Annotated in this window: 15 protein-coding genes; 6 read left to right on the top strand and 9 right to left on the bottom strand. The window is 54.2% G+C overall.

The genetic code is table 11. The annotated features are described in order from the left end of the window. Window positions 1-78 precede the first annotated feature (78 nt). Together pdeH and ACX9GU_RS26145 are read left to right on the top strand one after the other, a co-directional pair. Window positions 79-879: a cyclic-guanylate-specific phosphodiesterase gene (gene pdeH, locus ACX9GU_RS26150; RefSeq protein WP_473193364.1), complete on the top strand. Its 801-nt coding sequence runs from the start codon at window positions 79-81 to the stop codon at window positions 877-879. Window positions 880-982: 103 nt separating this feature from the next. Further along, a complete protein-coding gene (locus ACX9GU_RS26145) occupies window positions 983-3,028 on the top strand; it encodes an AsmA family protein (protein WP_473193363.1) in 2,046 nt (681 codons plus the stop codon). 194 nt (window positions 3,029-3,222) lie between these two features. On the opposite strand, the gene ACX9GU_RS26140 is transcribed toward ACX9GU_RS26145, so the two are convergent. The 3 genes from ACX9GU_RS26140 to yhjD all read right to left on the bottom strand — a co-directional run bounded on the left by ACX9GU_RS26140 (window position 3,223) and on the right by yhjD (window position 6,727). Beyond that, window positions 3,223-3,975, bottom strand: coding sequence for a CDP-diacylglycerol diphosphatase (locus ACX9GU_RS26140; RefSeq protein ID WP_473193362.1), 753 nt, complete (start codon window positions 3,973-3,975; stop codon window positions 3,223-3,225). Between the two features lie 92 nt (window positions 3,976-4,067). After that, a complete protein-coding gene (locus ACX9GU_RS26135) occupies window positions 4,068-5,390 on the bottom strand; it encodes an MFS transporter (RefSeq protein ID WP_021807376.1) in 1,323 nt (440 codons plus the stop codon). A 341-nt stretch (window positions 5,391-5,731) separates the two neighbouring features. Beyond that, a complete protein-coding gene (gene yhjD / locus ACX9GU_RS26130; RefSeq protein ID WP_473193361.1) occupies window positions 5,732-6,727 on the bottom strand; it encodes an inner membrane protein YhjD in 996 nt (331 codons plus the stop codon). A gap of 320 nt (window positions 6,728-7,047) precedes the next feature. On the opposite strand from yhjD, the gene ACX9GU_RS26125 reads away from it, so the two are divergent. Next, complete coding sequence (locus ACX9GU_RS26125; RefSeq protein WP_473193360.1) at window positions 7,048-7,914, top strand: crotonase/enoyl-CoA hydratase family protein; 867 nt, start codon at window positions 7,048-7,050, stop codon at window positions 7,912-7,914. 19 nt (window positions 7,915-7,933) lie between these two features. On the opposite strand, the gene pdeR is transcribed toward ACX9GU_RS26125, so the two are convergent. After that, entirely contained in the window at window positions 7,934-9,925 is a 1,992-nt protein-coding gene (pdeR, locus tag ACX9GU_RS26120; RefSeq protein WP_473193359.1) for a cyclic di-GMP phosphodiesterase, read from the bottom strand. A gap of 409 nt (window positions 9,926-10,334) precedes the next feature. Here pdeR and spy point away from each other — a divergent pair, with 409 nt between their 5' ends. Further along, on the top strand, window positions 10,335-10,838 hold the full coding sequence (spy, locus tag ACX9GU_RS26115; RefSeq protein WP_473193358.1) for an ATP-independent periplasmic protein-refolding chaperone Spy: 504 nt from the start codon (window positions 10,335-10,337) through the stop codon (window positions 10,836-10,838). Window positions 10,839-11,124: 286 nt separating this feature from the next. Here the strand turns inward: spy and ACX9GU_RS26110 are convergent, their stop codons facing one another. Continuing rightward, complete coding sequence (locus tag ACX9GU_RS26110) at window positions 11,125-12,483, bottom strand: Fic family protein (RefSeq protein WP_473193357.1); 1,359 nt, start codon at window positions 12,481-12,483, stop codon at window positions 11,125-11,127. A 180-nt stretch (window positions 12,484-12,663) separates the two neighbouring features. Then, window positions 12,664-13,884: a Tm-1-like ATP-binding domain-containing protein gene (locus tag ACX9GU_RS26105; RefSeq protein ID WP_473195240.1), complete on the bottom strand. Its 1,221-nt coding sequence runs from the start codon at window positions 13,882-13,884 to the stop codon at window positions 12,664-12,666. 386 nt (window positions 13,885-14,270) lie between these two features. Between ACX9GU_RS26105 and ACX9GU_RS26100 the strand changes: the two genes are divergently transcribed. Both ACX9GU_RS26100 and ACX9GU_RS26095 read left to right on the top strand, forming a co-directional pair. Beyond that, entirely contained in the window at window positions 14,271-14,807 is a 537-nt protein-coding gene (locus tag ACX9GU_RS26100; RefSeq protein ID WP_473195239.1) for a TetR/AcrR family transcriptional regulator, read from the top strand. A 397-nt stretch (window positions 14,808-15,204) separates the two neighbouring features. Further along, window positions 15,205-16,056 (top strand): helix-turn-helix domain-containing protein, encoded by an 852-nt coding sequence (locus ACX9GU_RS26095; RefSeq protein WP_473193356.1) that lies wholly within the window; start codon window positions 15,205-15,207, stop codon window positions 16,054-16,056. On the opposite strand, the gene ACX9GU_RS26090 is transcribed toward ACX9GU_RS26095, so the two are convergent. The 3 genes from ACX9GU_RS26090 to ACX9GU_RS26080 are packed head-to-tail and all read right to left on the bottom strand — an operon-like array spanning window position 16,046 to window position 19,381. Beyond that, a complete protein-coding gene (locus tag ACX9GU_RS26090) occupies window positions 16,046-17,833 on the bottom strand; it encodes an ATP-binding response regulator (RefSeq protein WP_473193355.1) in 1,788 nt (595 codons plus the stop codon). The genes ACX9GU_RS26095 and ACX9GU_RS26090 overlap by 11 nt on opposite strands. Beyond that, window positions 17,830-18,324 carry a putative pterin-binding protein gene (locus ACX9GU_RS26085; protein WP_024527650.1) on the bottom strand — a complete coding sequence of 165 codons (495 nt, stop codon included), beginning with the start codon at window positions 18,322-18,324 and terminating at the stop codon, window positions 17,830-17,832. The genes ACX9GU_RS26090 and ACX9GU_RS26085 overlap by 4 nt, the downstream gene beginning before the upstream one ends. A gap of 22 nt (window positions 18,325-18,346) precedes the next feature. Then, window positions 18,347-19,381 carry a glycosyltransferase family 9 protein gene (locus ACX9GU_RS26080; RefSeq protein WP_473193354.1) on the bottom strand — a complete coding sequence of 345 codons (1,035 nt, stop codon included), beginning with the start codon at window positions 19,379-19,381 and terminating at the stop codon, window positions 18,347-18,349. Window positions 19,382-19,428: the final 47 nt, after the last annotated feature.

Genomic DNA, 19,428 nt, shown 5'->3' with positions numbered 1-19,428 from the left:
CCAGGCTTAAAGTTTTATTGTGCGTTGCCGATAACTAGATCGACAAATTTCCGGCAACGTTATCGTTCCCATTCCCTAATGGCGATAGTACCGATGATAACCAACATGATCTCAGGTCTACTGACGCCATTGTTTGCCGCCTGGCAGCGTGCCAAGGTCTTCCGTTACTGGCGGCAGTGTCGGCGTTTGTATACTTTTCAACCCATTTACCGCACCTGCGGCAAACTGCTGGCGGTGGAGTTGCTCACGGCGGTACATCATCCGGCGTCACCGGGCAAGCCGGTATCTCCAGAGCATTACTTTGCTGCGCTGGGGTTACGCCAGCGCCTCGCGGTCATTCAGGAACAGCTCAATTTACTGCAGCAATGGCAGACGTTGTTTACCCGTCATGCTCTGATGGTCTCCATCAATATCGACGGCAAGGCCCTACAGGCCCTACAGCGACACCCGGCGATGCAGCGGCAAATCAGCGTCATGCCTTACCTGCGTTTTGAGCTGGTTGAGCAGGCAGACAGGGCGTTGAATGGGCCACTGCAGCATATCCCCGGAGCGGAGCGCCTGTGGCTGGATGATTTCGGCAGCGGGCTGGCGAATTTTTCCGCGGTCAGCAGTTGGCGTTATCAGTATATCAAGGTGGCGCGCGAGCTGTTTATGTTGCTCAAGCAGAGCGATGAGGGCATTCAGCTGTTTTTTACCCTGGTGCGCCTGATGAGCCAACACAGCGACGGGGTGATTGTCGAAGGGGTCGAAACGGAGCAGGAATGGCGGCTGGTACAGCGCTCTGGCGCGTTTGCAGCCCAAGGGTATTACCTTAGCCGCCCTGCACATTTTGACCAGCTGAAAACGCTGCCTACGCGGTTTATTGCCCCCACTCCCTGACCCATTAGCCCCCAAAGCGTGAACTCTGGCCCATCCTCGACTAGGCTTTTAGCAAGGCTGCTTATCAATTTGGTCAGTCAGCTATCGCCTCAAGGGAGCCGTTATGACAAGAACAGGCAAAACATTTAGCTGGATTGGCGGCATCGTGTTGCTGATCGTCGTGGTTTTGGTGGTGTTCATTGCCACCTTCGATTGGAACCGTCTCAAACCCACCATCAATAGCAAAGTCTCTGCCGAGCTGCAGCGCCCGTTTGCTATTCGTGGCGATCTGGGCGTTAACTGGGAACGTCACCAGGATGAGCGGGGCTGGCGTGCCTGGGTACCTTGGCCGCATCTCCACGCCGAAGATATTATGCTGGGCAACCCTGCCAAGATCCCCGGCGATGAGATGGTCACACTGCAACGCGTCGATGCCTCGATCGCGCCATTGGCGCTGCTGGGCAAAGAGGTGCTGATCCCGCGTATCTGGTTGAAACAGCCGAATGCTTCGCTACAGCGCCTGGCGAACGGTGACAATAACTGGACCTTCAACCTGGCCAACAGCGCCGAAAAAGACCCCAACCAACCGCAGTCAGACTGGTCGGTCAGCATTCACGACATCGTGTTCGACCGCGGCCAGATTGATTTTAAAGACGCTACGCTCAAGGCCGATTTCCAGGCGCTGATCGACCCACTCGGCAAGCCTCTGCCCTTTAGTGAAGTTGCGGGTAAGCAACCGGGGGATAAAGCGGCGACGCCGGATTATGTCTTCGGCTGGAAGGTGAAAGGAAAATACCACGGTGAAGCGCTGTCAGGCAGCGGCAAGATAGGTGGCATGCTGTCACTGCAAAGCGCAGATATTCCGTTCCCGCTGCAGGCCGATGTGCGTTCCGGCAATACCAGAGTGCAGGTCGCGGGTACGTTGTCCGATCCGCTGAACCTTGGCGGCCTGGATCTACGGCTGAAATTCTCCGGTGACAGCCTGGGAAACCTGTATGCGTTGACCGGCGTGCTGTTACCTAACACCCCACCTTATTCTACCGATGGCCATCTTATCGCCCAGTTGCATCAACCGGGCGGTGCGGTATTCGAGTATCAGGGCTTTGACGGCAAGATCGGTGACAGCGATATTCATGGGGACTTGAAGTACGTTGCGAGCCACCCTCGGCCCAAGTTGAGCGGTGAAGTGCTTTCCAAACAGCTGCGTTTTGCCGATCTTGCGCCATTGATCGGCGCGGACTCCAATCAGCAGAAAGCCAATCGCGGCGAGAAAACCCGCCAGCCGAGCGACAAAGTGCTGCCGGTAGAGAAGTTCGAAACCAAAAGCTGGGGGGTAATGGATGCCGACGTCAAATTTACCGCCAAACGCATTGAGCATGGCAGTTCGCTGCCGTTGAGCGATCTGAATACCCACCTTAAGCTGGATAACGCGGTGATCCTGATGGACCCGCTGCGCTTCGGCGTGGCCGGGGGGAACCTGAATGCCACCGTCCGTCTTGATGGTAGCAAGAGCCCGATGCAGGGCCGGGTGGATATGCATGCGCGTAAGTTCCAGCTGAAACAGCTGCTGCCGAACGTGGAGTCGATGAAGCGCAGCCTGGGAGAATTGAACGGCGATGCCAAGCTAACGGGCAGCGGCAACTCGGTGGCCGATTTGCTGGCGACCAGCAGCGGCGATCTGCGCCTGCTGATCAATGACGGCGTGATCAGCCGCAGCCTGATGGAAATCCTGGGCCTCAACGTAGGTAACTACCTGGTAGCTCAACTGTTTGGTGATGACGAGGTGGGGATCAACTGCGCTGCGGCGGATGTCGGCATTCGCCGCGGGTTGGCGACGCCACGGCTGTTCGTGTTTGATACGGAAAACGCCATCATCAACATCACTGGCAACATCAATTTCGCCACCGAGCGGTTGGATCTGTCCATCGACCCGGAAAGCAAAGGGATGCGGGTGCTGACCTTGCGCTCGCCGCTGTATGTCAAAGGGACGTTTAAAAAACCGGACGCTGGCGTGAAGGCTGGGCCGTTGATTGCTCGTGGGGTGGCTGCGGTGGCATTGGGGGTAGTTGTCGCCCCGGCAGCAGCGTTGCTGGCTCTGGTTTCACCAAGTGACGGTGGCGAAGAAAACCAGTGTGGCAAGATCCTGCAGCAGATGAAGAATAAGAAGTGACCCCTCACCCTAACCCTCTCCCCTAGGAGAGGGGACCGATCGAGCTGGGCTGAAAGTGTAGTGATTCTTCATGAGTACTGGCTAATTCACTTTGGTTGAAAGGGCGATCGCGGTTGCTAAGGTGACCTTTTTACTTCCAAACGAGCAGGGGCTATCAGCTCCCTCTCCCTGTGGGAGAGGGTTGGGGTGAGGGGTTACCGTAGTACCTGGCAGCTGTGATCCTGAATTTCTTCGGCTGAGGCCAGATTCAGCTGCCACAGGTTACGTTTCACAGCCAGCAGTAGGAAATCCCCTCCCGGTAAGGCAGTCATCGCCATGCCATAGCTCCCCATATTTTCACTAGAGCCCTCAACGTCCTGAGTCAGCAAACGGAATGCCCCAAGCTGCTTGAGTTCAGCAGCGCTGGCGCGGCGAGCCAAATAATCATGCCCCTGCAATCCACCAGGTAGCGGCTGCCAGCTTTCGCTGAAATCTCCTTGCAGCTGCGCCAGCCGGTTTTTTACCGCCGGTTGCAGGCAGGAGATATGAATATGCAGCTGATTTTGCGTACGGCCATATTCGGAGTTGATCGCCAGAGAGATGGCGGCATCGTCGATCGGTTTACCGAGTTTATCCGCCATAAAATGCCGGGCCTGCCAGGCTAAGGCGAAGAAGTTGGCGGTATCGGGCTTCAGTACCTGCGGGCTTTCAATGCCGGTGATTTTGGCCGTTGGCATCAACAGGTATTGCAAAGGCCCATTGCGGTCTTTCAGCACCGCGAACCCTGCCTGCTCATCTACCTGTGCGCAGGGGGCCGGATTATGGTTTTGTTGCTGATTTGGCAGGCATTGCTGGCTGACGATATGCCACAGCGCATCCGGGTGGGCCGGTTTCAGCCAGAAATAGGCGGCAATGGCAATAATTATCAGCAACGTAATAGACAAACAGAGCCAACGGCGCAACGACATGGGCGGGTTTCCTCAGCAAATGGGGGGATAGCATAGCCGGGATTTGTGACAACAGACAAACAGGCCCCCATAGGCAGGGGGCCGGAAGAGGATTACAGAGACGTGTGGCGGGTTTCTTTCATCAGCAGCAGCGCGATCAGCGTCAGGCTGGCCATGGCCGCCAGGTACATGCCAACGTAGAACAGCCCGTAGTTGTTGGCCAACCAGGTCGCAATATAAGGTGCTACCGAAGCCCCCAGGATCGAGGCCACGTTATACGAGAACGAGGCCCCGGTATAGCGCACTTCGGTTGGGAATAGTTCAGGCAACAGAGCGCCCATCGGGCCAAAGGTCAGGCCCATAATGCTCAGCCCAAGCAGCAGGAAAGCCATCACCAACAGCTGATTGCCGGAACCCAGCATGCTCGGGAACAGGAAGGCAAAGCCGATCATCAACAGGGTGATGACAATCATGGTTTTGCGGCGGCCAAAGGCATCGGCCAGCAAACCGGCGATCGGCACCATCACGCCAAAGCCAATCACCGCCACCATCAGCATCCACAGGAAGCTGTTACGCGAATAGCCCAGCCCCAGCGGCTCTGCGGCCGTGCCGTAGGTCATGGAATAAACGGTCATCAGGTAGAACAGCGTATAGGTAGCCAGCATGATGAAGGTACCCAGGATGGTGGCCTTTTTGTGTTTGCTCAACAGCGTCCCGAGCGGGACCTTCACCTGTTTGCCCGCTTTGGCCACCTTGGCAAAAACCGGAGTCTCGTGCAGCGAAATACGCACATACAGACCCACCAGCACCAGCGCGGCAGAGAGGATAAACGGTACGCGCCAGCCCCAGGTCATGAACTGTTCGTCAGTCAGCAACCAGGAGAGCAGCAGGAAGGTGCCGTTGGCGAAGAAGAAGCCGATCGGTGCACCCAACTGTGGGAAAGAGCCGTACAGCGCACGTTTGTTGGCAGGCGCATTCTCGGTGGCCAGTAACGCGGCACCGCCCCATTCACCACCCAGACCCAGGCCTTGGCCAAAGCGTGCCAGCGCCAGCAGGATCGGTGCAAAGATGCCAATGGTTGCATAGCTTGGCAGCAGGCCGATCAGCACGGTGGAAATCCCCATGGTCAGCAGTGAAGCCACCAAGGTGACCTTCCGCCCGACGCGATCGCCGAAGTGGCCGAACAGAGCAGAGCCGATTGGCCGTGCCACAAAGGCGATGGCGAAGGTGGCCAGCGATTGTAGCGTTGCAGCTGCCGGGTCACCCTGTGGGAAGAAGATGTGCGGGAATACGATCACCGCAGCGGTGGCATAAATATAAAAATCAAAGAACTCGATGGCGGTACCGACCAGAGAGGCGACGATGACTTTTCCCCGGGAGTTAACCGGTGTGGACGCGGCATCGGCGTCCAAGGGGGTTGCGATGGTGGCTTGCATAGTTATTTCTTATATTTTGACTAGGGAAAAATTCATCTTAGTCATAGCAAAATGGCTTTTCAACGGGGAGATTTTGTACTATCTGGCAAATAAACCGTTAAAAAGACTAATGTTTTAACGAGTTGGCATTCTATAGTCGTTAACGTGGTGAAGTGAGCTATAAGCAGAGAGAATGACTGGAAAAGGTGCAAAGAAAAGTTATGGGGTAGTTTGTTATGCTGGTTTTTGCCGGTTGACCAGTCTTGTTTTAGAGTTATTGACTGCTTTTTGGCTTTATTGTCGAAATAAAAAACCAGTCACAACCTGGCGACTGGCATGAATGCAATGCTGATGGTGGATATTCACTTGCCCTGCGGCAGGGTTTTGTCCTCTTTATACTGTGCCGTGGCGATCCAGGCGGCGCAAAACAGCGTCAGGCGGGCAAAAAAGTAGAAGAATGCCATCAGCCCGATCACCGAGCCAAAGGCGGCACCGGAAGGCGATTTGGCGACCTGCGGCAGCGTCATGGTCATCACAAACTTGATGGCTTCAAAGCCAATTGCGGCGATCAGCGTGCCGCGCAGCAGCGCTTTTTTCTTCGGCTTATGGCGTGGCAGCATCCAGAAGATCCACAGAAACAGCAGGTAGTTGGCAAAAATGGAGATCGACAGTGCGATCAACGTCATCGCTGGCCGTAGCCATTCAATGCCATCCAGCCCCAACGCATGCACGATGGCCGCCTGGGCAGAACCCGCAATCGAGGTTAACGACAGCGTGACGATCAGTGCCACCACCAGGCCAGTTAGTGAAATAAAATCGCGGGTGTAGCGAAAATAGATTTTCTCCTGATCCTGCGGATTACGTTCCCAGACGTCACGGGACTGGGCGCGGATCGCCTCACGCAGGTTACCCATCCAACTGATGCCGGAGTACAGCGCCAGCGCCAGGCCGGTCAGGCCGACGGTGGTACGTTGCTGGATGGCGGTATTCACCGTGTTCTTCAAGGTACTGGCCAGCGTGGGATCGCTGATGCTGTTGACGATCTTATTGATCAATTCGGCCAGCAAATCCGGGTTAGATGCCAGCACAAAGCCGACGGCGGCAAACGACACCATCAGGATCGGGATCAGAGAGAGAAACGAGAAGTAGGTAATGGCGGCGCCAAACTGGCTGCCGAGACGGTCGTTGAAGCGTTCGGTGGCTCGCAGCAGGTGAGCGATGGTGGGCCAGGCTTTAACGCGCTCTATCAGGCGAGCGAACCCCGAAAGGCCTTTATCCAGTTTTTGGTTGCCGGTTTTGATGGCGATCGTCGGTTTCTCAATGGCCTTAGGCTGCTCTGGAGCGGCTTTATTCTGCATTACGTCACGGTATCCTTCAGGTAAATCAATAGGCATGTGCTTGATTATAGCCAAATATGCCCTCGATTTGGCCGTTATGGGCGAGATTGGGTTAATTCTGATGATGACCTCTACCAACAGCTGCGAGCAAGAACGTTCGATTTTGTCCTGTTCACCACACGTCTGATTTTCTGCCGGATCCCTGCAATTTTATCTATCTCAGCGCCAGGAAGGCTTTTACTCATCTTATGGCGCGCGCTTTTTTATCCGGCATGCGCCTACTGCAGCCGTAGGGGCTGGAACGGTTATTTCCTGAATCAATAGATAAAATGGAAGGTCTTATGAAATTATTCAATCATCCCACCTGTCGTCCATTTACCGAAGCGGGCAACCTGTCGCAACTTTCCGCTTATTACGAGGAAGATCGCCACATCATGTGGATGTTACTGCGTGCAGAGCCGCGCCCTTGCTTCAATCAGGCGCTGATAGAAGACATCATGACGCTGGCGCAGGCGGCGAAAGAGTCGACGTTGCAGTTCGACTTCTGGGTCACCGGCTCGCTGGTACAAAACATGTTTAACGTTGGCGGGGATCTGAGTTTTTTTGCCGAAGCGATCAAAAACCGCAAGCGTGAGGCGATGATGGCTTATGCGCGGGCCTGTATCGACTGTGTGCATGCGGCAGCACGAGGCTTTGATACCGGGGCCATCAGCATTGCCATGGTGGAAGGCAGCGCGCTAGGGGGCGGTTTTGAGGCGGCATTGGCGCACCATTTCGTTTTGGCGCAGAACAACGCGCGGATGGGGTTTCCAGAAATCGCCTTCAATCTGTTTCCCGGTATGGGCGGTTATTCACTGGTAGCCCGCAAGGCAGGTATGCGCCTGGCGGAAGAACTGATCTGGAGCGGGGAGTCTCACACCGCCGAATGGTTCGAAAGTTATGGGCTGGTGGATAAGCTGTTTCAACCGGGGGATGCCTATATGGCGACTCGTACCTTCATCGACACCATCAGGCCCAAGCTGAACGGTATGCGGGCCATGTTGCGCGCGCGTCAGCGGGTATTACAGTTAACCCGCTCCGAGCTGATGGACATTACCGAGGATTGGGTGCACGCGGCCTTTACTATCGAGGAGAAGGATCGGCTGTACATTGAGCGGTTGGTGATATTACAGGATCGGCACACGCTTAATCAGCGTCACGCTGGCTAAGCGTTAATTCCCGCCCGCATCACTTTGGTGATTGCGGGCTATAGGTTTTCAGCCACTGCTCCAACTGTTCCGGCAGCATCGGCCGGGCGAAAAGAAATCCCTGTTTTTCATCGACCCCAACGCAGTCCAGGAAGCGATTTTCACTGTCCGTCTCGACCCCTTCGGCAATCACCTTGAACTGTAGCGCTTCGGCGACCGCGACGATGGCGCGTATCAGTGACTGTGATACCGGGGCCAGATTGACGCCGCGAACAAAGCTTTGATCCAGCTTGATAGCGTCCAGCGGGATACGTGCCAACTGGGCCAGAGAGGAGTAACCGGTACCAAAATCATCCAGGTGTACCTGTGCACCCAAGGCCCGTAGCCGGGCGATCACCTCACGAGCCCGATTCTCATCTTCTATCAGGCTGCTCTCGGTCAGCTCAAAGTCCAGAGTGCATGGCGCAAGCTGGTTTTCTCGCAGTACCTCAACCAGATCGTCAACCACGCTGTCATCCACCAACTGCCTGGCGGAAAGGTTAACCGCGATGCGTAAATTCAGCCCCTGCTGCTGCCAAATGGCAGCCTGTTTAGCGGCGGTTTGCAGTACCCAGCGGCCAAGTGGGGCAATCAGCCCGGACTCTTCGGCATAGGAGATAAACTGCAGAGGTGGGATCAACCCGCGCTCCGGCGAGTCCCAGCGGACCAGCGCCTCTACGCTGTTCACGGCTCCGTTGAGCGTTGTGACCTTGGGTTGGTAATACACCACCAGTTGCTTCTGTTCCAGCCCCTTACGCAGGTTGGTATCCAGCCACATGTATTCGGCAACGCGGCGGTTCATGTCCGGCGAGAAGACGATAAAGGTGCGTTTACCGTGCTCCTTGGCGACGTACATGGCGGTATCGGCGCTGCGGATCAGGCTGTCCAGATCGTGGCCATGTTGCGGGCACAGGGCAATACCAATCGAACAGCCGGTGTAGACCTCGATCAGGCCGATGCGGAAGGGCATTTGCAAACGATCGATAATGCGCTGGGCCAGCTCTTGCAGCATAATCCGGTCGGCCTGGGTGACCATCACCAAAAATTCATCTCCCCCCAGGCGGGCAAGTTTTTCGCCATGATCCAGGCAACTGAGAATGGCGTGGGACACCTCGATCAGCAAGCGATCGCCAAACATATGGCCATAGGCGTCGTTCACTTTTTTGAAATTATCCAGATCGAGATAGACCAGCCCAACGTGGCTGTCACCCCGTTCGCTAATCGCCAGATTAATGTCATCCTGAATGGCGTTGCGGTTTGGCAGGCCGGTGATGGTGTCGGTATTGGCCAGTAGGCGCAGGCGTTCCTGGGCGCGGCGTTCTTCGGTGATATCCGTACCGGAACAGATCAGGAACACCTCTTTTTTGCCGCTGCCGCTGTGGACAAACTTGTTGCGGAACAGGAATAACCGCTCGCCTTTGACCGTTTTTATCCAGCGCTCTACCTCATAGGAGGCGCCGTTACGAAAGAAGTTGGCAATATTGCGCCGGGATGCTGCGGCCTCTTCGGGGCTCATAAACATCTTGAAGACGTTTTTGCCTATCACGTCCTGTTCCTGCAGGCCGGTATACTCTTCGCTCAGCCGGTTAAAGCGCTGGACGCGGCCGTGTTGGTCAACGATGACAATGACGGAATTGGCCTCTGACACCACCTGTTCGGCAAACGATAGGCCGTGCACCAAATCACGTGCCACGGCCTCGGTATCGGTATAGGCAGAGGCGGTGCCTGCCCACTCTAATTTATTGACCCGGCGGCCGACCAAATGCAGGTGGATGGGTTGGCCGCTGAGCAGAATGGTCAGATCCAGGCTGGCGGTGACCCCGCTCAGACGGCGGATTTTCGCTGCCTGCATTTCGTCGAGGGCCACGGCCAGGTGTGTTTTGCCTTTGATTGCCGTCAACTGCAGGGCATTGCTGTCAAACGCCAGATGCCAGTAAGGGCTGCTAGTGCCAAAGTGGGTGTTAAGGAGTATCGGGCCTTGGTCTGCGAACATGTTCATTCCTCAAAAAGGGACAGCCGGACCCTACGCTGCAGCCTGAAAGACGATGGGATCGCGTGAGCGACGTCTGTATAGAGTGTAAAAGAGAACCGCGCAGTGTGCGAAAATCAGTTTTTGCTTCGTTGAGCGATGGTTGGGGCTGGGGCCGCTAAATTATCCAAAGCTCGAAGAGGGCAACTGCCACACTAATAATTACGCTTGGGTCATGTAATCTTCCAAATAACAGACGCCTTCTCCATAATTTATTCATAATTGATGACTATTGCTATTTTTGATTTTAAAAAATTTACACTCCCTCGCATTACTATATGTTCATGCGCATACTATTATTTCCGACGACGAGATAGTGAGCCTGTTAACGTACAGCGCTCCTGATGAAGAATAACTTTTTAAGGAAATAATTATGCGTAAACTGACTGCTTTATTTGTCGCTTCAACGTTAGCCCTGGGTTCTGCTTCTGCCGCCTTTGCTGCGGACGCAACTGCCACCCCGGCAACCGCATCGGCCACAGCCGCCGCCCCGGCAAAAATGATGCACCATAAAGGCCCTGGCAAAGAAGGCCCGTTTGCCGGCCTGAACCTGACCAAAGAGCAGCGCCAGCAGATGCGCGATATCATGAAAGAGTCGCATCAAAAACGCGGCCCGGGTGCTAAAGAAGAGCGCCAGGCACTGCACAGCATGATCGCTTCGGAAAGCTTCGACGAAGCCAAGGCAAAAGCCCAGATCGATGCGATCGGTAAAGCGCAATCTGAGCACATGCTGGAACGCGCCAAAGCGGAAAACAAAATGTATAACCTGCTAACGCCAGAGCAGAAAAAACAATACAATGAGAATTATCAGAAACGCGAGCAGAAGATGACGGAGCATATGAAAAAAATGCGCGATCAACAGCCTGCCGCTGAATAATTAACATTGCTAGCATAATAAAAAATGCCGGGTTATTTGCCCGGCTTTTTTATTAATGACAAAGTCCTGACCGTGAAGCTGAAATTTTAATCTAATAAGGTCAGTGTAAACAATGGACTGGCCGCCATGTTCAAAGCTCTCTCTCTCCAGTAATACCAGTTTGAAATCATCACTCTTAATGAATTTTCCCCCGAAGACCACCTGGAATGCAAAATTGAGGATGGTGTCTGTGCTGCCACGCCTACAGCCTATTTCCCGCGGATCTCGCACGGGTTAAACTGGACGACTAGGCCGGTTTCCCGTCTTTAATCCACTGTTCCGTCATACGCATCGAAAGGCGATACCGGGCGCAGTTGTGCGTGTTCAGTACCCGGAGTTCATCCTGCAGGAGAGCCCTGAACTGCTCCTTATCTTCTGCGGCAATAGTGATGGCTAGCAGGGCGGATTCGATACTCTCCCTGTCGGTGACGATATAGCGGATGGCTGTATTTAAGTCCTCCCGGTGGCGCAGTCTGAACGGGTCAGGAACACCCATTGCCTGGAGTGTCACGGCGTAGCGTTTTATTGAGCGACGGTACAGATGCTCAAACAACTCCACCGCTAGAGCCACATTACGCTTTTCATAGACCCCCATCATGGCGTATGCATAATTCGTGGCATCAGCGTCAAGGAAGGACAAAGGGGCACTATTATACAGCATCAGCGGAATGTTGGCCGCGAGCCTGCTGGTTCTTTTGTCACCGTCCTCAAAGGGTTGCAGGTAGGCAAGATTGACCCACAGAAAAAATGCGGACTCTACCGGATTTATGATTTGCCGGGCCTTCTCAATAATTTTGTCAAACATCTCCTGCAGCAGGAAAGGTGTCTGCAGCGGAGTGTAAGTTGTTCCGCTGATATTCACTATCTTCTTCCTGATGGCCCCGAGACCTTCCGGCTCAGAAAGCAAGTCGTGCATCAATAGAGCATGAAGGTTGCTGATGACAGGGCCAGTCAGTCCGGATTCGGGGACGGCATCGACCATAAACTCAATCGCCTGCTTATGGTTCAACAGCATCACTGCATCCATATCCCCGGCTTCTGTCCCGCTTCTAAAGAGTTCCTCGGTTGCCAGCAAGGAATACCGGTTGCCTTCCAATTGCGATGAGGACCAGGATAAATCAATCAGCAACTGCTCCAGCACTTTTCGGGCATAGGTCCCAGCAGGTTGCTGCCCGGCCATCTTCCCTTCTTCCATTAGTGCCCTGGCAAGAGACTCTGACAGCAGAAAGGTCTGGTTCGGGATGTAGTCTTCCACAAAGCTTCGGTCATAACCAGTAATCTCCCTGCTAGTCAGTGGGGAGTGTAGGTAGTTGAGAAGAGCTTGCGCCTCCGTGGTGTGAGGTGCGATGCCACTGTCTGTTGTGACCGAAGAAGTGGGTTGTACCAACTCTGTCTGTTGCCCAGAGAGGGTGTAACGGGTTCCTCGTCCGGTGCCGTATCGGATGATTCTGTCTTCCCTGAGCAGGACCTCAATATGACGCTTGATGGTGGAGCGACCGACCTGAAGCTGCTTCGCCAGTTCCCCAGAACTGACGGGAGTTTTCGCGGCAGCGATGGCGGTTAGGATGGCCTGCTGCAGGTTGGGTAGGGTAACTGAGGATGTCATCGATGTTTGTTTCCTGCGGGCCAGTAAAAACACGGACCGTAAAATATCCTATTTACGGCCCGTTTTGCCATTTATGGCCCACTGTATCAGGTTTTATGGCCCAATTTAAGTTTTACCGGCCCATTAAAGGGTTTGCGGCCCATAGTAGGGCCATCGACACGATTTTAATTTCTGACAGGATTATTTAGCCGTAGCAGCAATGGCATTAAATTGTTCGATAATAACCGCGGCGAACAGGGGATCGTTGATATGGTACGGTACTTTGAGCAACCGGCGTTTTGCGGTCTGTATCAGCGTCCGTTCCAGCGAGTGAACAAAAGCGCCCAGCGCCTGTGGATCCCAGAAGGGCTGCCCTGGCGCATCCAAGGTTGAAAAGCCACCCAGCGGTACGACAAAGCATACCTCTCCGGCACAGGCGTTCAGCTTGCCGCCAATCCAGCGCCCCAACTGGGTATTCTCCTGCGCCGTGGTGCGCATCAGCGTTACCTGGCTGTTGTGGCAATAAAATTGACGATTGGAATAGCGGGCCGGAATGGTTTTCGGGTGACCGAAGTTGATCATATCCAGCCCTCCGCAGGACATCACACCAGGGATCTCAGTGCGGGCAATGGCCCCAAAGCGATCTTCGTTGCAGGCCAACACGCCATCAAACAGATAGTCGCACACCTCGGTAGTGGTCAGATCCAATACGGCGTTGAGCAAGCGGCTGTCGATCAGCTTTTCCATTGCCTGGCCACCACTGCCGGTAGCGTGAAACACCAGGCAATCCCAGTCGTGCTCAATGGTGCTGGTCACGGCCTTGATACAAGGCGTAGTGACGCCAAACATGGTCAGGCCGGTGGCGGGTTTGCTGTCGGCATCATCATCGATATGAAAGCGGATGGCCCCGGCTATCTGGTTGGCGGCATTGCTCAATACCTTGCGTGAAATGCGATTTAGCCCGGCGATATCGGTGACGGAATACAGCATGGCAATATCGCTGGAGCCGACATAGCCAGCGACATCACCCGCCGCCATACTCGATACCATCAGCTTTGGCAGGCCGATGGGCAACTGTTGCATGGCGGGCGTGATGATCGCGGTGCCACCAGACCCGCCCAAACCGAGCAGCGCAGCAACATCACGACGTGAGAGCATGAAGCGCTCAAAAGCGATAGCCATGGCCGCAATCGCCTGCCCGCGATTAGCACAAAAAACGGCTTGTTCACCTTCCGGATGGTAACCCGCGATCTCATGCGCAGAAACGTCCGCGTGATACAGAGAAGGTTTACCGGAAGTGGAGAGATCGAGGGTGATGACGGGTAAATCGAGATTGGCGATCAGATGACGGACATATTCCAGTTCTTGTCCTTTAGTATCTGCTGTGGTAGCAATATAGACAAAACTTGGGGTGCTGCTCATCATCTGTTCCTGGAAAAAGGTTCAGACAAGGGTCTGAACAAATTGATTTTAATGCTATTTTTTATAGTAGGTGGTGAACCCTGGTGTCGGACAATAAGGTACTATCGTTTATTTGTTGGTCATAATGAGACTACCGTATCATTTTTGCAAGCATTAATTTGCTTAAAGTGAGACTTGTGTCCCGTTTTTGGCTATCTTAGCTGTGATTTTTTACGTTGCCGATGGGCCAGGATCTGTCGGTGAGGCTGTCTATCGTATTGACTCCAAGGCTGGAAGATACGAGGAAGTTCGAGGAAAACGTGCCAATATCCGCATTTCCCGCTCCACGGGATGAATCTTTGACACATACTCGTGCCAAAACCCGCAGCTTGCTGCTGGCCTGTGCGATGGAGCTCTACGATGGTGGTGTCTTCCCTTCGATTACAGAGCTAGCGGCGCATGCGCAGGTCTCCCGTGCCACCGCTTATCGCTATTTTCCCACCCAAAGTGCCCTGATCTCCGCCGTTGTGGCGAAAAGCCTGGGGCCGATCCTTGAATGGCAACCGCAGGATAACGATGCGCTCAAGCGCATTCATCAACTGTTGGCGTTTGCCTATCCGCAGATGGAGCAGCATGAAGGCGCGCTACGTGCGGCGTTACAGCTCTCGCTCCAGCAATGGGCTAACGCGACGCCGGGCGAAAAGTTTGTGCGTGGCAATCGCAAGCGGCTGTTGAAGCTGGCGGTGGAGCCCTTGCAGAACAAACTCCCCGCTGAAGACCTGCAACGCGTGATCCACGCCTTTTCGCTGATTTATGGTTCCGAAGTCTTCCTGGTGCTGAAAGACATTTGGGGTTTGGAGCTCGATGATATTCAGGATGTGACCCAGTGGATGGCCAAAGCCATCATTCGCCAGGCTGAGGAAGATGCCAGAGTTGGGGGATAATCCGCGAACGAGTGACGGGCCGGGGAGTGTTCTCCGGCCTTTTCATTGGGTTTATGGCAAATAAAAAACCGGAACCCTTGCGGGCCCCGGCTTAACGAGGGGTGAAGCCATTAACTCTGCGGTTAAACTTGCTCAGCTTGCAACTCCCTGTTGATACTTTAATCAGGTGTTGTGGCCGGCTTATAATTTCCCTGGTGTTGGTATGGTTATTACTAACTTATCGTTCTACTATCGTTTTTATAATACATCACTTCTGATACCATGTTTGACCATAAAAGATGGTATGTCAAGCAAGCTATTAGGCTAAGATTGTATAGTATGCGAGATTTCGATAACGTTTTTGTACGGATGGGTGTCAAAGCGACTGAAAAATCAGCGAGATATATCGAAGGATAACATGTTTAACAATCATCAAAAATTCGATTCGCAGTCGATTGCAGGCAAGGTCAGGGAACTCTTTTTGCAACATGGGATCGGCAAGCGACAACATGCCAAGGAACTCAGCCGCATTTTGGATCTGAGTTTTTCCCATGCTCACCGCAAGCTGAAAGGCCAGAGCCCATGGACGCTGGAGCAAATCAACAGCGTGGCACTGGCCTTGGGAGAAACGCCGGCGTCCATCGTCGACATTCTCCCCGAAAGCGAGCCTGTAGGGTCCACTGTGGCACAGGATGCCATCTTTTCTGTGGCCGGGGTGGCGTTACCTTGCGTGGCGCACATTAGCAGCGAACTATTGGGCAGCAAGCAGGCCGAATTTGTTGGCTTGCAGCAGGATGGGCAGTGGATCGTTTATCGAGCCAGCGAAGCCCCACAGGGCAAGTATTTTGCTGTCGAACTGATCGAGATCCGCCCCGGCCTTAGCGAGGACGATCGCCTGAGCATTGCGGTATTGGACGATGCACACCAGGCCGCTGACGAGCTAACCAAGTATCTCAATAGCCAAGGATTTAACGCCGTGGCTTTCTATGACGTCAGCAGTTTCTGCCAGGCGCTGGCCAAAAGCCCGTTTGATGGCTACGTGGTGGATTGGTTGATAGGCCATGAGACGGCGCAGAGATGCATCGAAACCATTCGCACTTCCGATCACGCGGATGCGCCGATCCTGGTGCTGACCGGCCAGTTGGGCACCGATTTACGTGAGTCAGAGATTGCCAGAGCAATGCGTGATTATGACGTGCTCGGCCCGTATGAAAAACCGGTGCGGCTCCATGTGATCGAAGCCGCACTGCAACGGTGCTTTAATCTGTAGCGACAAACAGCGACGTGAGTGAGGTGGATAGCGCCTCCATGCGTACCGGTTTCATCAGGTAATCGTCAAACATGGCGCGTTGCTCGCTAGGGAGCAGCTCCGGCGTATAGGCGCTGATACCGATAATCGGGATATTACGGTTCGGGCCACGCTGGTCACGCAGCTGTTGCGCCACTGCCACACCATCGATGCCGGGCATTTGCAGATCGAGCAGCAAGGCATCGTAAGGCCGCCGCAACAGCTTTTGCAGCGCACGTTCCGACGAGTCACACAGCTCATATTGATAGCCCAACTTATCCAGCAGGGCGATAAAGGCCATGCCTGCGGCAGGATTGTCGTCCACCACCAGGATTTGCTGCTCTTTTTTCAACAGCGTCGCTGCCGGACGTGGGCTTTGCTCTGGCAACTGTTCTTCACTGATCTCAACGGGGATGCTGACGATAAAGGTGCTGCCTTCTCCTACTTCGCTATACACCGTGATTGTGCCATCGAGCAATTCGACCAGGCCGTGGACGATCGCCAACCCCATGCCAACCCCGCTGTATTGGCGAGTATTTGACTGATCGAGCTGGGTAAAGGGCTCAAAAATCTGCGGTAGCAGGGCATTGTCGATACCGATGCCGGTATCCGTGACTTCGATGATTAACGAGCTTCCCGCCGGTTGGCTACGCAGGCAGCTGTGCAGCGTGATGGTACCGCTTTCGGTATATTTAAAGGCGTTGGTCAGCAGGTTAACCACGATTTGCCGTAGCCGCTGCGGGTCGGAATAGACCTGCGCATGGGTAAACTCCACTTCACGTACCAGTTTGACCCCAGGTTTATGGGTCAGCATGGCGATTTCATCCGTCGTTTCGTCGATCACCTGCTGGGCATTAAAGGGAACAATGCGCAGCTCCATCATGCCGCTGTCCAGGCGTGCATAATCGGTGAGATCCTTCATCTGGCTTTCTATCTGCTCGGCGGCGGTTTCCAGCCGGTGGAAGGTATCCTTGTGCTCATGGGATACGCGGGTATTGGTCAGCACATCAATGGCGGACATAATGCTTTGCAGCGAGGTGCGCAGTTCATGCCCGATAGCCCCAAGGAAGGCGTTTTTGGTGCGGATAGCCTTTTGCTCTGCGCGAATGGCCTTCGACTGCTGGCTGATGGTTTGGCGCTGCTGGCGGATGACGATCAGCGTGATGGCAATCAGCGTGATCACCGAGAACATAATGATCACCAGGCCATAAAAGATGATGTGCCTTTTCTCGATAAAATCTTCGTAAGCGCCGGTGCGTTGCTTCACTTCAGCGTGGTCCGCCAGGTTGGCCATCATAATCGCGGAGGGTTTGATCTGTTGCATGGCCTGCGAAATCATCCCCAGATCTACCTGAGGGCTGTTGACCAACTGATCCAACTGGGTAATTTCATTGCGCATCCGTTCAACGAGCTCGGGATATCCAGGCTCGTGATACAGCGGCAGGGTCGATTCTGACGGGCGGGCGAGCACCGAATAGCGAGAATAGAGAATATCGAACCTTAGCCTCAGGTTATCGATATCCACCTGATTGGTGCTTTTTTGCTGTTCCACCAGGGTTTCAAATTCCGCCAGCTTGATGGCGAACTTGGCGATTGACCAAGAGTAGTTCTCCTGCGTACCGGCAACGGCATACAGCCCTTTTTTGGACAAGGTGGCGCTGTAGTAATACAGCGTCACCGTTGAGGCGAGCAGGAATAAGGCGGCAAAAATGGCCGGAATGGCCAACCTGCCGCTGTCTTTGAAGCGGACTAACTTCATTTAATTACGATCCTGTTGATCTGCCAGATAAAGCGCGAGTTATACAGCGGAGAGTTGAGCTCCGCGCCCCCGGCATCGCGGGGATAGATCAGAAACAGCGGCCCGAAATCGCGCACCTTTAACATTTCCCCGCCCATTTTATAGGCCAGGATCATATTGTATTTAGCCACGTCCGAGATGGGCACATCAATATAATAATCGTTCAGCGCGTAGAGCGTCATCATGGTGCCTTCGGCACCCACTTTAGCCAAAATATCTGCCAGCAATACGCCATCGAATTTTACTCTGGGCGTCCACGAAGTGGTGGTCGTGATGCTGTGGACCGGCATGGCAAACAGCTCTTTATCGGTAAAGACATAGGTTTTGTTCTCGGCGTCGGTGGTGTTTTTAATCTTGCCGCCAACTTCCAGGGTAAAGCTGAGTGCGCTGGTTTGGGTAATGACCAAAGCCAGCAGGGCAAACGCGGTATTTCTTATTGCGGTCAACAGCATCGGTAGTTCTCCAGACCGGGGATCAGGCCCACGGCAATTCGTTTAGCATCAGGGTAGTAAAGGCTAGTTCGACCTGCTCCAGGTCATGCTTTCTGGCGCTGGCCTGCACGTTGTTCAGCTCGGGGATGGCAAAATAGACAGGCTGACATAAAGGATAGTCTCGCACCCGCAATTCGGGAGCGATTGAGGTAAAGAAGGCGGTGGTTGGGACATCGTAGCCAGCGGCAATATGCACCGCAGCGGTATCCGATGTCAGAACATAGCGGGCATGCTTCACCCAGGCCAGGAAATCCGCGGTAGCGGGGGAAAGCGGTTGAATATCCACATAATGCGGATGATCCACCGCGCCGAACCCCAGCACCGGGCAGGCAAATTTCTCCCACAGGGCATTCACCAATGGCACATGGGCACTGGCCGGGATGCTGCGTAACGGCGTACTGGCGGTGGGGCAAAACAGCACGTAGGGCTTGTTCTGCCAGCGCTCAGGTAATGGCGGCAGACACAGTTTTTGCATCCAGCGGTTGGCTTTCGCCGCAGCAGGAATCGCGGCAGGTTCAACGCCCAGTGCCTGCAGGAAGAAATCGATCATCGGCAACGTGGTGAAGGCTGGCCAGAACAGTTGATTACCGGCATCGATACACAGTTCTTGTTCTGGAATATGTTCTGCCTTCCACGGCAGCCAACGGAGATCCGCCACCACGCCTGCCGCCAGATGATAAAGCTGATCGACATAGTGGGGCGCGCGCCCTGGCCGGTAGATAATAGTGTGCAGATTGGAATTAAACTCGCGCAGCGCCTCAAGCGCGGTCAGGCCAATAATGGAATCGCCCAGCGTTACGCCCATGCCGTTAATGATGTGCACGACCGATTCGTTGCAATAATCCACGCTGAAGGGGGCCGCAGCGGCGTTGCGGATACCGCGGTAGCCAGCCAGGCTAAAATAATCACCGGAAAAACTCTCCTGTTGTTCAAGATCCCATGAGGCGACCATGACGCCGTCTGCTGTCAGCAAACTTCCCCGGTGATATAACACTTCATCCTTTGTTAACACTTCCATTATTTGTCCTGTCTACGAAGGTGCAGCTAAGGCTAGGAGGAATAGGC

It is taken from the genome of Serratia sp. K1WW1, assembly GCF_055790865.1.
The sequence above is the reverse complement of the archived record's forward strand: the minus strand, read 5'-3'. Positions and strand labels throughout refer to the sequence as shown.

What these genes read in the sequence shown, in the direction of transcription:
- pdeH (WP_473193364.1), top strand. Translation starts at nt 79, where the DNA reads ATGGCGATAGTACCGATGATAACCAACATGATCTCAGGTCTACTGACG.
- ACX9GU_RS26145 (WP_473193363.1), top strand. Translation starts at nt 983, where the DNA reads ATGACAAGAACAGGCAAAACATTTAGCTGGATTGGCGGCATCGTGTTG.
- ACX9GU_RS26140 (WP_473193362.1), bottom strand. Translation starts at nt 3,975, where the DNA reads ATGTCGTTGCGCCGTTGGCTCTGTTTGTCTATTACGTTGCTGATAATT.
- ACX9GU_RS26135 (WP_021807376.1), bottom strand. Translation starts at nt 5,390, where the DNA reads ATGCAAGCCACCATCGCAACCCCCTTGGACGCCGATGCCGCGTCCACA.
- yhjD (WP_473193361.1), bottom strand. Translation starts at nt 6,727, where the DNA reads ATGCAGAATAAAGCCGCTCCAGAGCAGCCTAAGGCCATTGAGAAACCG.
- ACX9GU_RS26125 (WP_473193360.1), top strand. Translation starts at nt 7,048, where the DNA reads ATGAAATTATTCAATCATCCCACCTGTCGTCCATTTACCGAAGCGGGC.
- pdeR (WP_473193359.1), bottom strand. Translation starts at nt 9,925, where the DNA reads ATGTTCGCAGACCAAGGCCCGATACTCCTTAACACCCACTTTGGCACT.
- spy (WP_473193358.1), top strand. Translation starts at nt 10,335, where the DNA reads ATGCGTAAACTGACTGCTTTATTTGTCGCTTCAACGTTAGCCCTGGGT.
- ACX9GU_RS26110 (WP_473193357.1), bottom strand. Translation starts at nt 12,483, where the DNA reads ATGACATCCTCAGTTACCCTACCCAACCTGCAGCAGGCCATCCTAACC.
- ACX9GU_RS26105 (WP_473195240.1), bottom strand. Translation starts at nt 13,884, where the DNA reads ATGAGCAGCACCCCAAGTTTTGTCTATATTGCTACCACAGCAGATACT.
- ACX9GU_RS26100 (WP_473195239.1), top strand. Translation starts at nt 14,271, where the DNA reads ATGGAGCTCTACGATGGTGGTGTCTTCCCTTCGATTACAGAGCTAGCG.
- ACX9GU_RS26095 (WP_473193356.1), top strand. Translation starts at nt 15,205, where the DNA reads ATGTTTAACAATCATCAAAAATTCGATTCGCAGTCGATTGCAGGCAAG.
- ACX9GU_RS26090 (WP_473193355.1), bottom strand. Translation starts at nt 17,833, where the DNA reads ATGAAGTTAGTCCGCTTCAAAGACAGCGGCAGGTTGGCCATTCCGGCC.
- ACX9GU_RS26085 (WP_024527650.1), bottom strand. Translation starts at nt 18,324, where the DNA reads ATGCTGTTGACCGCAATAAGAAATACCGCGTTTGCCCTGCTGGCTTTG.
- ACX9GU_RS26080 (WP_473193354.1), bottom strand. Translation starts at nt 19,381, where the DNA reads ATGGAAGTGTTAACAAAGGATGAAGTGTTATATCACCGGGGAAGTTTG.